Raw genomic sequence first — 15,849 nt, forward strand, 5'->3', positions numbered from 1 at the left:
CATGATAATAAATAAGGATTATTGTAGCTTCCATCCTTAATGTGGAGGCTACAATTGATTTTCTTTATTATTTTATCTATAGCCGGAATAGATAATAGTTCTGGTTCTTAAAAATAAATTAGAAGTAAATAAGAGTTAAATCTAGTGTGACAATATTTAATTATAAAGAACTATTGTTGCATACATATAAACCTAATAAACAGGTCTGTAACCTAAAAAGAACAAATATGAATTTAAAAAGCATTTGGATTATTATTTTACTTTGTTTTGTTTGTACTTCCGTTGCCATAGCAGAGATAATAACCTACTCTGTACCAAAGGAATTCTATTATGCATGGCATAATGACGATTTTACAGTAAAGGTGAGACATCAGGGTGAAGAATGGGTCGACCTTTTCGAAAATTATGCTATGGTGGATGCGGATACGCGTAGCCGTGCATCAATGGTCTATTTTGATTTCTCCGGAACAGTAGAAGTCAGTGTTCAGTTAAATAACGGCAATTTATTATCTGCAGTTATCCGCCCTCTGGCAGAAGGCATCGTACCCGAGATAAAAGGCAATTCAATAACCTTTACGCTCGATAAGCCTCAGAACTTATCAATAGAGTTTAACGGAGACAGGCTACATAATTTACATCTGTTTGCAGGCGATATCATCAAGGAGATACCCGATAAGAACGCCCCCGATATTATATATTTCGATGCCGGTCTTCATAAACCCGATTCTACAGGAGTATTTAAAGTTGCTTCAAATACAACTGTATTCCTGGAAGGCGGTGCCGTGTTGAATGGCAAAATCGACTGTAGTAATTCCGAAAATGTCAAGATATATGGCCGGGGAATTATATTTTCACCATCGGCCAATGGTATCAGTGCCGATTATTGTAAAAATATAACTGTCGACGGTATAATAATTCTCAATCCCCGGTACAATTCTCTTGCAGCAGGAATGACAAAAAATATAACCATACAAAATATAAAATCATTCAGCTATCAGGGATGGGGTGATGGGCTCGATTTCTTCTGCTGTGAAGATGTCCTTGTCGATGGAGTATTCATGCGCAACTCAGATGATTGTATTGCCGTCTACAATCATAGATGGGATTTTTACGGAGATTCACGCAATATTGTTGTTCAAAATTCCACATTATGGGCAGATATAGCTCACCCTATCAATTTGGGGACACATGGAAATACCGAGACGGGAGATGAAGTAATGGAAAATATAATATTTCGCAATATTGACATTTTAGAACATGATGAAGACGACAGGGATTACCAGGGATGTATGGCTATTAATGTCGGGGATCATAATCTGGCAAGAAATATACATTTCGAAGATATCCGTGTAGAAAATATTCAGGAGGGACAACTCTTTCATGTACGTGTAATGTATAACAAAAAATATAATACCGGACCGGGAAAAGGGATTGAAAATATCACTTTCAAGAATATATACTACAATGGATACGGAGAAAATCCTTCCGTTATAGAAGGGTATGATGATAGCCGGCGAGTTGGAAATATAAGTTTTGAGAATATTGTAATCAATGGAAAAAGGATTAAAAGCTTTGAGGACGGAAATTTCAGAATTGGAAAATTTACGGATGAAATAACATTAGAATAACAAAGGTAAAAACAACATTATAAAGAATTTGTGAAAGATCGTAAACCGGATTATCTATACGTACAATAAACTATATATTAATATCCATGAAAAAAGCATTATTGATATTCCTTATTTTTATATCGTTATCAGCAGCTACAATTTCGGCTCAATCTATAATTGAAACCACCCGCACAAAGGTTGTTTCACCTGACGGCAAACATATATTCGGGCTTTACCAGAAGAAAAATACAGATGGAACTCTGGCTATATTCTATACCGTCAGCTACAATAACCAACCTGTAATATTGGAGTCAAAGCTGGATATCCGGCTCGATAATCATATCTGGGAACGTGCACTAGCCAAGTTCTGGAAACAACCGGAATCATGGAACGATGTGATGGTCTTTGATAATGTAGAAACCTCTTCACATAACGAAACATGGAAGCCCCTATATGGAGAACGTTCGGAAATAAAGGATAATTATAATGGTGCTAAGATCCATTTCTCACGCAGAGATAAATCGCAATATAAGATGAGTATAGAGGTGCGTGCATATAACGAAGGAATCGCTTTCCGTTATTATTTTCCAATGCATCCCGAAGCTATTTATCATAAAATTACTGCAGAAAATACCGAATTTACCATGCCGGAGAGGACTACTGCATGGTGGACGCAATGGGCACAAGCTCCGTATTATGAGAAGCCATTATCAGATTGGGACGATGAAAGTGAACGCCCTTTGACGATGAGGATTTCCGATTCTCTGTATGCATGTATTACCGAGGCACAGCAAGTAGACTTTGCCCGCGCCATGTTCAAACTATCGAAATATAAAAAGAATACGGTTCAGGTATCGCTCTATAGTATCTCCGATATGGTAACCCCATTCGGGACACCTTGGAGAGTCGTAATGGCAGCAGAGAGAATCGGAAAATTATTGGAAAACAACGATATCATACTGAATCTGAACGAATCCAATAAAATAACAAATACCGACTGGGTAAAACCGGGTAAAATAATGCGGGAAACAACCCTGACTACAGCCAATGCAAAAGCCTGTATCGATTTCTGCGAAAGGCATAAGATGCAATATATCCTTTTCGATTGGAAATGGTACGGGCCGTCTATGGATTTCAGATCAGATGCAAGTGAAGTGACAGTAACGGATCTGGATATGAAAGAAGTTGTCAGATATGGCAAATCGAAAGGAATAGGTGTATGGGTATATGTCAATCAACATGCATTACAGCACCAAGCAGATAAGATATTTCCGGTTTATAAAGAATGGGGACTGGCTGGGGTTAAATTTGGCTTTGTCCAGTATCAGACACAAGGATGGTCTGCATGGCTGCATGAATTGGTGAAGAAAGCTGCGGACAATAATCTGATGGTAAATATCCATGACGAATACCGTCCCACAGGGTATAGCCGTACATATCCCAATCTGCTGACACAGGAAGGCATCCGCGGGAATGAAGAGTTCCCGGACGCAACACACAATACAATATTGCCCTTCACCCGAATGATTGCAGGAGCGGCCGATTATACGGTTTGTTATTTCGATCCGCGTATTAAGAACACACATGCGCACCAGCTCGCATTTCCCGTAATATATTACAGCCCACTACAAACTCTATATTGGTACGATACACCTGCACGGATAGAAGAAGTTCCGGAGCTGGAATTTTTCGACAACATACCGGTGACGTTTGATGATACAAAGGTTATCCATGATTATATAGGGGAGTATGTGACAATTGCGCGTCGCAACGGAAAAGAATGGTTTTTAGGTACGATAGGTAATAATGATGCACGTATGATTAATACTCCCCTTGATTTTCTTCAAACAGGGCAGAGATATGTTGCAAGTATCTATACAGATGATGATAATGCCGAAACTGTTACGAAAGTCAAAGTAACCCGTTTGATAGTAGATAGTACGACTATCCTTCAATTTCAGTTAAAGGAAAAAGGGGGCTGTACAATCCACTTAATCCCTGCAGTAAAAGAAGATATGAAGAGATATAAAGTATATAAAAAGAATGCGATACTGTAAATAAAGAGGACAATGAAAAGATTATATATATTGCTTATTACCAGTCTTATTTGCCATTTGTCTTATAGTCAGATACCCTTGCCTCAGAATCTGCCGCAGACACATCCCCGTTTGCTGACAACACCCGGTTATAAACCTGTCGTGCAAAAACAAATTGAAACAGAGCCCTGGGCTAAAGAGGTAAAGCTGGGCATCCTGAACCGTATCGATCCATATGTAGCTAATACACAAATACAACCCGACTGGCTTTATTCCCGTCTGATGATGTATTGGAAGAGCAAGGCTACCAATGTATATATACGGGGTGGAGTATATTCACATGCTGATGGAAAAGCACCTGTGCCAACAGTACGTTTCGGTAGTTCGCGCGGAGGGGCATCGGTTTACAGCCGGCCTGAAATAGAAGATATCATTCCTTACATGGACGATACCAAAGGGGTTTATTTTCATAATACAAAGAAAGAAGGGCGGCCTCTCGAATGGGGAGAACAATCAAACGCTTCGGGGATAGAAAGTATCAATGAACAAATAATGGGTATAGGCAAAGATGCAGCTTTTATCTATTGGCTGACTGATGATGAGAAATATGCAAAGTTCGCATTCGACCTTTTCGATACTTACATGACAGGTATGTATTACCGTAATGAACCTGTCGATCTGAATAATGGGCATGTGCAGACACTTGTGGGACTATCTACTTTTGAGGTGATACAGGAACGTATATTGAATGAACTGGCCTGTCTGTATGATTTCCTATATCCTTATATAAAGGCAAATCATCAGGATAAAATGGATCTGTATACGGCTACATTCAAGAAATGGATAGATATAACCATAAAGAACGGTGTGCCTCAAAACAACTGGAACCTGCATCAGGCCAAATTTATACTGAAAGTGGCAATGGTCTTGGAAGATAATAAGGCTTATGCCGACAGCAAAGGCCGGGAATATTATATCGACTATATACTCAACAAATCCTCAGCCCGCCAGTGGTCTTTAACCAAATTCATGGAATATGGCTATGATCCTGATAACGGGGTATGGAGCGAATGTCCCGGATACGCGCAGGGAGTAACAAAGGACCTGACTAATTTTATCCGGGATTATGACAATACATTTAATCAGAATCTTCTCCCCTACACTCCTGTGATGGGAAAAGCTGTAAGAATGCTGCCTCAATATCTGTTCCCGAATGGAATGATAACCGCATTTGGCGACACGCATTACAATACTATTAATACAGAGGCTTTCAGCGATATGATACGCATGTCGCAGAAATATGGGGACAAAGAGAATGAAAATTTATATACTAAAATGTACAGGCTCTTTGATCCTGATGCAGAACGGGAAAGTGAGAAACCGGAAAAACTTCCGCCTCAGATTTACTCGTTCTTTACCGGTAAACCTCTTGTACTGGATACGAACATCGAAAGAGGAAAACTTGATGATTATGTGACTCAGACATTCTATGCTCCTAATGTAAGCTGGTTTGTTCAACGTAGCGGATATAATAATAAAGAGAACGGGCTGATGATATCCCAGTATGCCTCTTTAGGAAATCATATGCATTCAAACGGTATTTCGATGGAATTGTATGGAAAGGGCTATATACTGGGGGCTGAATCCGGAAGGGGATCGTCTTATTTTCAGGCGCCCTATCTGGAATATTATTCGCAGTTCCCGGCCCATAATACGGTAATGGTAGACGGCATATCCAAATACCCTGAGATGTTAAGCAATCATCCTTTCGATCTGCTTGGTTGCTATCCGCAATCAGGGCAATTGACCGGGTATTATCCGGATATCACCTATTCCGACGCTTATTTCCTTGAACCTGAGAGCCGCAGCGATCAAAACCGTTTCCTTAGCATTGTAAGAACCAGTGAAACAACAGGATATTATATAGATATATTCCGTTCCAGAAAACAGCGCGAAGGAGATAAATATCACGATTATTTCTATCATAATCTCGGACAAGAATTATTTATTCAAGATTCCAAAGGACAACCATTAAACTTACTACCGAGCGATGATATGGCATTTGCCGGAGGGCATCTCTTTGCCCTCGATTATATGTGGGACAAGAAATCGGTAAAAACGAATAAAGATTATCAGGCCGTATGGAAGATGTCGACCCCGGATAATAATCATATCTATATGAATCTTTGGATGAAAGGCTACCCTGACAGAGAAGTATTTTCGATCAAAGCTCCTCCAACCGATAATTTCAGGGGGAATCATGGTGTTCCCTACGAAGTGGGAAAAGAGCCCTTTCTTACTATTGCTGCCCGTCAGTATGGGGAGGCCTGGACGCATCCGTTTGTTTCCATATTTGAACCGACAACTGAAAATGGGGGAAAATCAATTGAGTCTGTCCAATCATTTGAAGCGGATACTGCATCAAATGATTTTGTAGGATTGATTGTAAAAAGTAAACCGGGCAGGACGGACTATATTTTCTCGTCGGTAAAAGATGAAAAAGTATCATATAATAATATGTCTGCAAACGCAACTTATGTAATGGTAAGTGAGGGTGGAAAGGACTTTATCATATTCTTAGGCAATGGAACACTGGTACAGGCAAGAGGTTTTACTATCGAAGCTAATAAAAAAACAAATGCCATATTGGAATATAAAAACGGAGAATACTATTTTACTTGTGATAAGCCAGTCACAATAACCAATGCGAGAGGAAAAGAAAAAGCGATGGAGAAAACTGTTTATCAAAAGATTACTTTATGAAGGGAATAATATTGACGATAAGTTTATTCACTTGTATAATAGCCAATTCTCAAACTTACAAATCGCAGGTATGGATATCTGACCAAGGCAATGGGACATACAAGAACCCTGTTCTTTATGCAGATTACTCCGACCCCGATGTCATTCGTACAGGCGATGACTTTTACATGACCGCATCGAGTTTCAATTGCGTTCCGGGATTGCCTGTTCTCCATTCAAAGGATTTAGTGAACTGGAAGATAATAAACTATGCTCTCTCTGATCTCTATATGGAAGGAGTGGAACCTGCGGGTTTCTTTGACAGGGTACAGCACGGAAAAGGTATCTGGGCTCCATGTATCCGCTATCATAAAGGTGAGTATATGATTTACTGGGGTGATCCCGATTTCGGCATATATGTAGTTAAGACAAAAGATATCTTAGGCAGATGGGATAAGCCGGTACTTGTACTTCCCGGAAAAGGAAGGATAGACCCCAGCCCTCTGTTCGATGACGATGGAAAGGTCTACCTTACCCATGCATGGGCCGGTAGCCGGGCCGGTTTCAATAGTGTGATGACCGTATGTGAAATGAATGAAGACGGAACAAAGGTTATAGGTGAAGAATCCCTGATTTTCAACGGAAACGACGGAGTAAATCATACAGTGGAAGGCGGGAAATTCTATAAGAAAGATGGTTACTATTATTTGCTGGCTCCTGCCGGAGGTGTTGCAATGGGCTGGCAGATAGCGCTCCGTTCAAAAAATATATATGGCCCGTACGAGGTAAAGAGAGTTCTTGACCAGGGCAACACCAGTATAAATGGTCCGCATCAGGGTGGGCTGGTAGAAACACAAACAGGAGAATCGTGGTTTATCCACTTTCAGGACAAAGGACCATACGGACGCATCATACATCTGCAGCCTGTGACATGGAAAGATGGTTGGCCTGTGATGGGTATAAACGATAAAAATTATTGCGGTGAACCTGTTTTCTCTTATAGAAAGCCAAATACAGGTAAAGTACATCCGGTGGAAACTCCGGTAGAGAGTGATGAATTCAATACAGCAAAACTGGGACTACAATGGTCGTGGCACGCCAATCCCCGGCAAGGATGGGCTTTCCCTTCTGCCGATGGATATATCCGTATGTACGGACAATATTATCCTGACAATTTTACTAATGTATGGGATATCCCCAATCTCCTGATGCAAAAACTCTCGGCTCCTGAATTTACAGCAACGATGAAGGTAACAACTGTCCTTCAGAATGAAGGAGATAAAGCCGGCCTGATAATGATGGGATGGGATTACTCATATATCGCATTGGTGAAGAGAGGTAATGATTATGAACTGCAACAAGTCGGATGTACGGATGCAGAGCAAAAAACAGGAGAAAAAATTCTGGCGAAAATATCATTGGATAATCTGGAGACAGATATAAAGTATAATTACCAGACCAAATTGGAAAATACGGAATTCTATTTTCGCATAATTGTCAAAGAAGGTGGGAAATGCTCCTTCTCATATAGTACAGACGGAAGGAAATATAAAGAAATAGGAGAACCATTCCAAGCCAGGCAAGGAAAATGGATAGGAGCAAAAGTTGGAATGTTTATAATGAATCAAGTGTCGGATACTCCACGTTCATGGATGGATGTCGACTGGTTTAGGATAGAAAAATAAGAAATTCAATAAAACATGAAAATAAAAAGAATCATTTGGGGACTTGGCTGTGCCGCGTTACTTATGTCCTGTTCAGAAAAAGAAATAGCAGGTACTTTAGCTGTAGATAAAGAACTTTTGTATTGTAATGTGCAGATACAAAAGACGCTGTCCGAAATCGGAGATCGGAAGATGATACCCCGTAATATCATGGATAGCCTCTCCCACTGGAGACTTGTTCCTATAGATATAAGCGAGTGGACGGTCGGTTTCTGGCCGGGAATTCTTTGGTACAACTATGAAAATACCAGAAATATCAGCGACTCCGATGCAGCTTTATTTTATACTGATTTATTAGAACCATTGACAATGCTTCCGGCCTATGATCATGATTTAGGCTTCCAGATATTTTGCAGTTATGGAAATGGATACCGCCTTACGGGTAATGAAAAATATAAGCAGATTGTGCTTAATGCTGCAGACACATTGGCTACTTTGTTCAACCCCAGAGTCGGAACAATACTGTCATGGCCGCGTGAGGTGGAACCTAATAACTGGCCTCATAATACAATTATGGATAATATGATAAATCTGGAAATGTTGTATTGGGCAGCAAGAAATGGAGGCGGTAAGAGATTGTACGATATAGCGACAAGGCATGCGGAAACAACTATGAAATATCAGTTCCGTGAAGATGGGGGCAATTTCCATGTAGCAGTATATGATACCATTGACGGCCATTTTATTAAAGGAGTAACTCATCAGGGTTATGCCGACAGTACACTATGGGCCAGGGGGCAGGCATGGGCTATTTACGGCTATACAATGGTTTACAGGGAAACGGGAGACAAACAGTTCCTGCGCTTTGCTGAAAAAGTAACGGATCTTTATCTAAACAGATTGCCTGAGAATGAATATGTTCCCTATTGGGATTTTAACGCACCTGATATACCGGATGAACCGAAAGATGCATCAGCATCAGCCATTGTCGCCTCTGCATTACTCGAACTCTCTCAATTGGAGGATAACAGAGTGAAAGCTGAAGAGTATAAAACTGCAGCTACAAAAATGTTAATCGAACTATCTTCAGATAAGTATCAAAGCAGGGGAAGTAAACCTTCGTTCTTATTGCACAGCGTAGGTCACTGGCCTAATAAATCGGAAGTGGATGCTTCTATCAATTATGCCGATTATTATTACATCGAAGCATTGATCAGGTATAAGAAAATGAAAGAGGGTTTATCTGTTACAGACAACTTTAAGAAATGAGGTTACCGAATAAGTAATAGCAAATATAAGTAAACGCCAGTTACTTATTCTATTTTAATAAAGTAACTGACGTTTATATATATGTCAACTTAGGCTTCTATCAGGAAAACTTCGGCTTGCGTCCTCCTTTACGATGTCCTTTGTCCGATGGTTTTGACGATTTGAAATCCGAGCTTCTTTTCGATCCCTTATCAGAACGTGAAGAACCGCTGTTTCCACGATAACCGCCACCTCTTTCGAAACGGGAAGCCCCGGAATTTCCCCGGTCTCCGCCACCACCACCTTGGGCTACTTCTACAGATATGCGACGGCCGTTCTGTTCCTGACGGCTCATTGCGCTTATCACTTTCTGGGCATCCTTTTCGGGTACTTCAAAGAAGGAGAAGTTTTGCATGATGTCGATACGTCCGATGTTCACCTTCTCGGGTACAAAATCGTTTACCAATCCCATGAGCGTTGCAGGATTTACACTGTCTGTACGTCCGATATTGATAAACAGCCGTGAATAACCTCTTTCCGCCGAACGTGTACCTCCCGAAGACCGGTCGGAACGTTCGCGGTCTTTGCGACGGGGATATGATTTATCATCTCCTTTGGAGAAGCGGTCGGAAGGGGCCTCTATTTCATCCGCATCACGATAATAATCGATCAATCGGTTAAATTCAAGGGCCACAACACGCTTTATAATATCTTCTTTTTCCAGCCAGTCGAGTTTCCTGTATACAGATGGGAGAAGGTTCGATATTTCATCTTCATTCACCTTCACTTTCTCTATTCTGTCAACAAGGCTGAACAATTGTTTTTCACAAATGGCTTCTCCCGAAGGAATTACTCCCTGTTCGAATTTCTTATTGATGATTTTCTCAATTTCCCTGATTTTACCCTTCTCTTTTACATGGACAATAGAGATGGATGTACCTGTTTTACCTGCACGGCCTGTACGTCCGCTACGGTGGGTATATGATTCTATATCGTCAGGCAATCCGTAATTGATAACATGCGTAAGACTGTCGACGTCCAGTCCGCGGGCAGCTACATCGGTCGCAACCAATAACTGAATATTATGAATGCGGAATTTTTGCATTACATAGTCCCTTTGGGCCTGAGACAGATCACCATGCAGGGAATCGGCATTGTATCCGTCCTGTATCAGTTTGTCGGCAATCTCCTGTGTTTCGCGGCGGGTGCGGCAGAAAATGATACCGTATATATTCGGATAGTAATCGGCAATACGTTTTAGCGCCAGATATTTATCCTTTGCATGTACCATATAATATACATGCTTTACATTGTTCGACCCTTCATTCTTACGGCCAATCGTAATTTCTTTAGGGCTCTGCATGTATTTTTTGGTAATCTTGGCAATCTCTTTAGGCATTGTAGCCGAGAAAAGCAGCATTACTCTTTCGTCAGGTACTTTAGATAATATCTCATCGATGCTTTCCGTAAAGCCCATATTCAGCATTTCGTCCGCCTCATCGAGCACTACATATTTTATATTCTTCAAATCTACCGTTTTACGGTTGATAAGGTCTATCAGACGCCCCGGAGTAGCAACGATAATCTGTACTCCCCTTTTCAGTGATTTAATCTGGCTCTCGATGCTCGAACCGCCATATACAGGGAGGACTCTCAGGTTGTCAATATATTTTGAATAATCTGCCAGATCGCCTGCTATCTGTAAGCATAATTCACGGGTAGGACACAGGATCAATGCCTGAGGTACGTTTTCTTTTACTTCTATTTTTTGTAGTACAGGTAATCCAAAAGCCGCTGTTTTGCCGGTTCCTGTTTGCGCCAATGCAATTATGTCGCTTGTTTCGCCCAGCAGGTATGGAATCACTTCTTCTTGCACGGGCATGGGATTCTCGTAACCCATTTCTTCGATCGCTTTGCGGATATTCGCTGCGACCCCTAATTCTTCAAATGTTTTCATTAAAAATTTTAAATATTCTTATGTGGTAATTAACCCTTCAACAGGCCTACTCCCACCCCAAAGAATATTCGACATAAGAGAGTCAGCCGTTAAGGACGCGCAAAGGTAGTGATTAGTTTTCAAGTTTTTACAAGATTTCACAATAAGTTTGTTGAAGTTATGATATAGACGGATAAAAAATACTACTTTTGCATCTCGATATAATATACACATTCTCAGAAACTATAAACATAGAACATCAACAAATAAAATTAGTCATATGAAGAAATTATTACTGTTCTCTTTGGTTGCGTGCGCAATATTAAGCCCGGAAGGTTTGCCTGCGCAGAAAAAAACAACCCCTAAAAAAGTTGCGGCGGCAGAGCCAGTCCTCAGTACACATGCTGATACCATCTCTTATGCTCTTGGTGTAAACATGGTACAAAGCGGGTTGAAACCTTATTTGTCACAGATGGGAGTCATAGCGGATACTGCTGCGGTGAGAGCCGACTATACATCCAGAATAGAAAAAGAAGACGATAGCGCAAAACAAAGTAAGCTGAAGGCAGAGATGACCTCCAAGCTGGATTCCCTGACCAAAGCCAATACAGCCAATTTAGAAGAGTTTTTGGTTGGTTTTGCCCAAACTATAAAGCAAGATAAAAGCAAATCGGCATTCAATTCGGGTGTGGCAATTGGCAGCCAGCTTTCGACTATGACCGATAATTTCTCGAAAGAAATATTAGGCGGACCCGGTAAACTGAATATCGATGCCTTTGTTTCAGCGTTTTCCAATAGCCTGAAAGATGAGAAACTGCTCATAGAAGGAGCAGAAGGTATTATACAGGAAGCCGCTCAAAAAGCTCAGGAGGTAAACGAAGCGAAGAAAGCGGAGGACATGAAAGCCGAGTATGCCAGCCAGATTGCCGAAGGCGATAGATTTATGGCAGAGAATAAGACCGTAAACGGAGTGGTGACACTACCCAGTGGCTTGCAGTATAAGATAATAACCGAAGGCACGGGAGCTAAACCGGCAGCAACAGACCGCGTGACTGTTCACTATAAAGGGACATTGCTTGACGGAACCGTATTCGACAGCAGCCTGGACAGAGGAGAACCTGCGACATTTGGCGTAGGCCAGGTAATCAAGGGATGGACAGAAGCATTGCAGTTGATGCCTGTCGGTTCAAAATGGATGCTGTATATCCCTTACGATTTGGCCTATGGAGCAAGGGAACAAGGCTCAATAAAGCCTTTCTCCAATCTCATTTTCGAAGTGGAATTGATTGATATCCCTAAATAAGCAACCATTAAAAGTATGATAGAAGTCGGCGTCAGTAACTGGATTACTGACGCCGATTTTACTATAAGCTACTTTATTACTTAACCAGGATCGTTTCTTCAGTCGTTTTCAACCAAGGGGAAGTAAACTGGACTTTAACTTCTCCCTGTTCACCTGTAGACTGTATATAAGCAAGTATATGACCATGAAAGACGCGGTGTCTGTTATCTGTATAGTCACTCATATCTTCGTTATTGCTGGCTTCCAGCCCCAGTAGTTTTGCCGGGCCGATTATACGGCAGGTAACTTCATTGTCGGACAACATCACAGGTACACCATTCCCGTCCACTACCTGCACAACTATTTGGGCAAGGCCTTTGTCTTTGCATATCTCTTTCTCTGATCGGACAATAGTCAGTGCATATGGCTGTCCGGAAGATTGTATGGCGTAACGGGCTGTTTCATTACCATCCTTATCCATTCCTATAACTTCCAGCTTACCTGCCTGATAAGGGATATCCCAGTAGATAATACCGGTATTATCATCATAATCCTTTGCCTGTCCTATCTCTTTTCCGTTCAGTTCCAGTCTGGCTTTTGCCGCATTGGTGTAGCTTACTACACGGATAGATTGTCCTTCCTGATAATTCCATATAGGCCATGCATCCATCGACGGGGTTTTCTCTTCATAATTGCCTTCATTTTCAGCATCCAATTGAGACCATACATCTTTCATCTGGCTTTTGCTACCTTTTCCTGGTGTAGGATAGGTGCCCAGGTAAGCCATCGGTTTATCCGACCAAAGCGACTGGCGGAAATAGCCTCTGGGTTTGATAAAGCCTCCGAAGTCTAGCAGTCCCGAATAAAAGCCTCTTGACGGCCAGCGTCCCGACTCTCCCAGATAGTCTATACCTGTCCACAGGAATTGTCCGAATATATATTCATTATCCCTTGCAGCTTTCCATGCACTTAGTTCATGACGGTTTTCACTACCATAAATTACCCGTTCAGGATATGTCTGATGATCTTTGGCATACATACCCTCGGTATAGTTATAACCTGCAATATCCAGCGCTCCGGGATATGCCGTCTGATTAGACATGGCTACTCCGGCCAGCCCGGCTGTTGTAGGGCGTGATGTATCGTATTTCTTAACTACTGCTACCAATCGTTTAGCTATATCCCCCAGACGCATGGCATCAGGCGCATCTTTCTTATATCCTCCAAACATCGCTTGCGTAAAGCCTGTGGCTGCCCCTCCGTCTAATACCGGGTGTGAATAAGGATCGTTCGGATAATCCACTTCATTGCCGATACTCCATGCGAATACGGATATATGATTACGGTCGCGGCGAACGATATCTGCCAAGTCTTTTTCTCCCCATTCTCCAAAATAATCGAAATTACCTTGAAATCCGGGTGTGCCTACATTCCAGCCTTCCAGCCATTTGCGCTTAGGAAATTCCCATTCGTCATAGGCTTCGTTGAGCACTAACAAGCCAAGCTCATCGCACAAGCTATACAGATCCGGCGCCTGAGGGTTGTGACTTGTCCGGATAGCATTGACTCCTATCTCTTTCAGTGTAAGTAGTCTGCGCTTCCATACATCTTTTGGTACTGCCGAACCTAATACGCCTGCATCGTGGTGGATGCATACGCCTTTTACTTTCATCCATTCACCATTCAGGGCAAACCCTTTATTCGGATCGAATGTATAGTTGCGGATACCTGTAGTGGTAGTGGTTTGGTCTATAACTTTGCCATCTTTGAGTACTGCCGTCTTTAACTGGTACAGATTCGGGTTATTCAAATCCCATAACTGAGGATTATTTACTTTCAGTTCCGCCGCTATCTTATTGTTTCCGGCTGTCATTTGCAACTTCTTCGAATCTTTTGCAACTACTTTCCCGTCTGCCGATAACAACTCGTTCGTGATGGTCAGATTTGCATCTTTCACAGTGGAATTATCTATTTCCACCTCTACGGATACAATGGCTTGTTTCTTCGTCACCGATTTAGGATAGGCAAATACACCCCATTGAGCAATATGCAGAGGATTGGCATATACCATCCATACATTACGGTAGATACCCGAACCTGTGTACCAGCGGGAGTCTGCCGACTGGCTATGGTCCGCGCGAACGGCTATCACATTATCCTCCCCGTATTTAATGTAGGGAGTGGCATCGTACATAAAAGAAACATAACCATTCGGACGTTTACCTAACGACTGACCGTTGATAAACACTTCACTACGATTGTACACTCCTTCGAAGTATAAGTATACTTTTTCCCCTTGTTTTGACTGGGGTACGTTAATTATCTTGCGGTACCAGCCTATACCCCCGGGCAGGTAACCTGTGGCGCTGGCAAGTGTCGGACTGAGCTGACCTTTTACACTCCAGTCATGGGGCAGGTCAACAGTTTTCCATCTTTTGTCATCCAATGACGGAGTCTGGCCGTTTTTGACATCATTTAAAGTAAATTTCCAGCCGGAGTTAATCTTCTCCGGTTCACCGAAACCCACCTGACCGGCCAACGATAATGTCAGTAAGCATAGAACGGTACTCGAAAGTAATCTTGATAATTTCATGATATATTAAATTTGTTAATTTCCGCGTTAACAAAAATACAATATATGACAGAATATGATGGGGTATAGATAGGGCAAATTAGGATAGTAAATGAGTCAATATATTATAAATCCGGTTATTTATCGGGTAGTTAAGAAGTTTGTTCTTCAGATGACAGTGGACAACTTGTATTTTGTCCACTTGCTACTCGCAACTATTAGAAGTTGACAAACTTGACACTTTTTTCATATTTTTTCACCTGTCACTTTTCTAAAGAAACCCCTGTTACCATTCTTTCTCCATAATTTAAAAACCGCTTGTAAAGACGCAAAAACGTAAAAAGGTAACAGATATATCAGTTAACAGTAAACAGTCATCAGTAAACAGTATCGTGGTCTGTCATGCTGAGGGAAACGAAGCATCTCGTCAGAGAGTAGTTAACAACCTGTCTCTCGTATCTTTCTCCAAAAAGGTAACAAAGGTAACAGATATGTCAGTTAACAGTAAACAGTAAGCAGTAAACAGTGAACTAACTTGTAACTTGTAACTGCCCGCAGGGCGAAGCAACTCGTAACTGTTAAAAAGTAACAAAAGTAACAGTCTTTTCAGTTAACAACTTATATCTCGTATCTTGTCTACTTGTATCTTGTTTACTTGTAACTCGTAACTGCCCGAAGGGCGAAGTAACTCGTAACTACTTTAGGGTCTGCTGATAAACTGATAATTCGTTAAGGATGAGTGAAAATACTTATATTTGT

The 15,849-nt window shown here is 41.5% G+C and carries 8 protein-coding genes; 6 read left to right on the forward strand and 2 right to left on the reverse strand.

Going from position 1 to position 15,849, the window contains the following annotated elements; all coding sequences use genetic code 11:
* Positions 1-227 precede the first annotated feature (227 nt).
* The 5 genes from ACFO6W_RS14685 to ACFO6W_RS14705 all read left to right on the forward strand — a co-directional run bounded on the left by ACFO6W_RS14685 (position 228) and on the right by ACFO6W_RS14705 (position 9,321).
* Positions 228-1,628: a glycosyl hydrolase family 28 protein gene (locus ACFO6W_RS14685; protein ID WP_379997697.1), complete on the forward strand. Its 1,401-nt coding sequence runs from the start codon at positions 228-230 to the stop codon at positions 1,626-1,628.
* An 86-nt stretch (positions 1,629-1,714) separates the two neighbouring features.
* Positions 1,715-3,667, forward strand: coding sequence for a glycoside hydrolase family 97 protein (locus ACFO6W_RS14690; protein WP_379997699.1), 1,953 nt, complete (start codon positions 1,715-1,717; stop codon positions 3,665-3,667).
* A gap of 12 nt (positions 3,668-3,679) precedes the next feature.
* Entirely contained in the window at positions 3,680-6,409 is a 2,730-nt protein-coding gene (locus ACFO6W_RS14695; RefSeq protein ID WP_379997701.1) for a hypothetical protein, read from the forward strand.
* Positions 6,406-8,073 carry a glycoside hydrolase family 43 protein gene (locus tag ACFO6W_RS14700; RefSeq protein ID WP_379997703.1) on the forward strand — a complete coding sequence of 556 codons (1,668 nt, stop codon included), beginning with the start codon at positions 6,406-6,408 and terminating at the stop codon, positions 8,071-8,073. The genes ACFO6W_RS14695 and ACFO6W_RS14700 overlap by 4 nt, the downstream gene beginning before the upstream one ends.
* Positions 8,074-8,094: 21 nt before the next feature.
* Positions 8,095-9,321 carry a glycoside hydrolase family 88 protein gene (locus ACFO6W_RS14705; protein WP_379997715.1) on the forward strand — a complete coding sequence of 409 codons (1,227 nt, stop codon included), beginning with the start codon at positions 8,095-8,097 and terminating at the stop codon, positions 9,319-9,321.
* A gap of 100 nt (positions 9,322-9,421) precedes the next feature.
* Here ACFO6W_RS14705 and ACFO6W_RS14710 read toward each other — a convergent pair whose 3' ends face one another.
* Positions 9,422-11,257 carry a DEAD/DEAH box helicase gene (locus ACFO6W_RS14710; RefSeq protein ID WP_379997705.1) on the reverse strand — a complete coding sequence of 612 codons (1,836 nt, stop codon included), beginning with the start codon at positions 11,255-11,257 and terminating at the stop codon, positions 9,422-9,424.
* A 259-nt stretch (positions 11,258-11,516) separates the two neighbouring features.
* Between ACFO6W_RS14710 and ACFO6W_RS14715 the strand changes: the two genes are divergently transcribed.
* A complete protein-coding gene (locus ACFO6W_RS14715) occupies positions 11,517-12,539 on the forward strand; it encodes an FKBP-type peptidyl-prolyl cis-trans isomerase (RefSeq protein WP_379997707.1) in 1,023 nt (340 codons plus the stop codon).
* A gap of 76 nt (positions 12,540-12,615) precedes the next feature.
* On the opposite strand, the gene ACFO6W_RS14720 is transcribed toward ACFO6W_RS14715, so the two are convergent.
* Positions 12,616-15,111: a glycoside hydrolase family 2 TIM barrel-domain containing protein gene (locus ACFO6W_RS14720; RefSeq protein ID WP_379997709.1), complete on the reverse strand. Its 2,496-nt coding sequence runs from the start codon at positions 15,109-15,111 to the stop codon at positions 12,616-12,618.
* Positions 15,112-15,849: the final 738 nt, after the last annotated feature.

The sequence above is a fragment of the Dysgonomonas termitidis genome, assembly GCF_042654545.1.
Lineage (GTDB): Bacteria > Bacteroidota > Bacteroidia > Bacteroidales > Dysgonomonadaceae > Dysgonomonas > Dysgonomonas termitidis.

What these genes read in the sequence shown, in the direction of transcription:
- ACFO6W_RS14685 (WP_379997697.1), top strand. Translation starts at nt 228, where the DNA reads ATGAATTTAAAAAGCATTTGGATTATTATTTTACTTTGTTTTGTTTGT.
- ACFO6W_RS14690 (WP_379997699.1), top strand. Translation starts at nt 1,715, where the DNA reads ATGAAAAAAGCATTATTGATATTCCTTATTTTTATATCGTTATCAGCA.
- ACFO6W_RS14695 (WP_379997701.1), top strand. Translation starts at nt 3,680, where the DNA reads ATGAAAAGATTATATATATTGCTTATTACCAGTCTTATTTGCCATTTG.
- ACFO6W_RS14700 (WP_379997703.1), top strand. Translation starts at nt 6,406, where the DNA reads ATGAAGGGAATAATATTGACGATAAGTTTATTCACTTGTATAATAGCC.
- ACFO6W_RS14710 (WP_379997705.1), bottom strand. Translation starts at nt 11,257, where the DNA reads ATGAAAACATTTGAAGAATTAGGGGTCGCAGCGAATATCCGCAAAGCG.
- ACFO6W_RS14715 (WP_379997707.1), top strand. Translation starts at nt 11,517, where the DNA reads ATGAAGAAATTATTACTGTTCTCTTTGGTTGCGTGCGCAATATTAAGC.
- ACFO6W_RS14720 (WP_379997709.1), bottom strand. Translation starts at nt 15,111, where the DNA reads ATGAAATTATCAAGATTACTTTCGAGTACCGTTCTATGCTTACTGACA.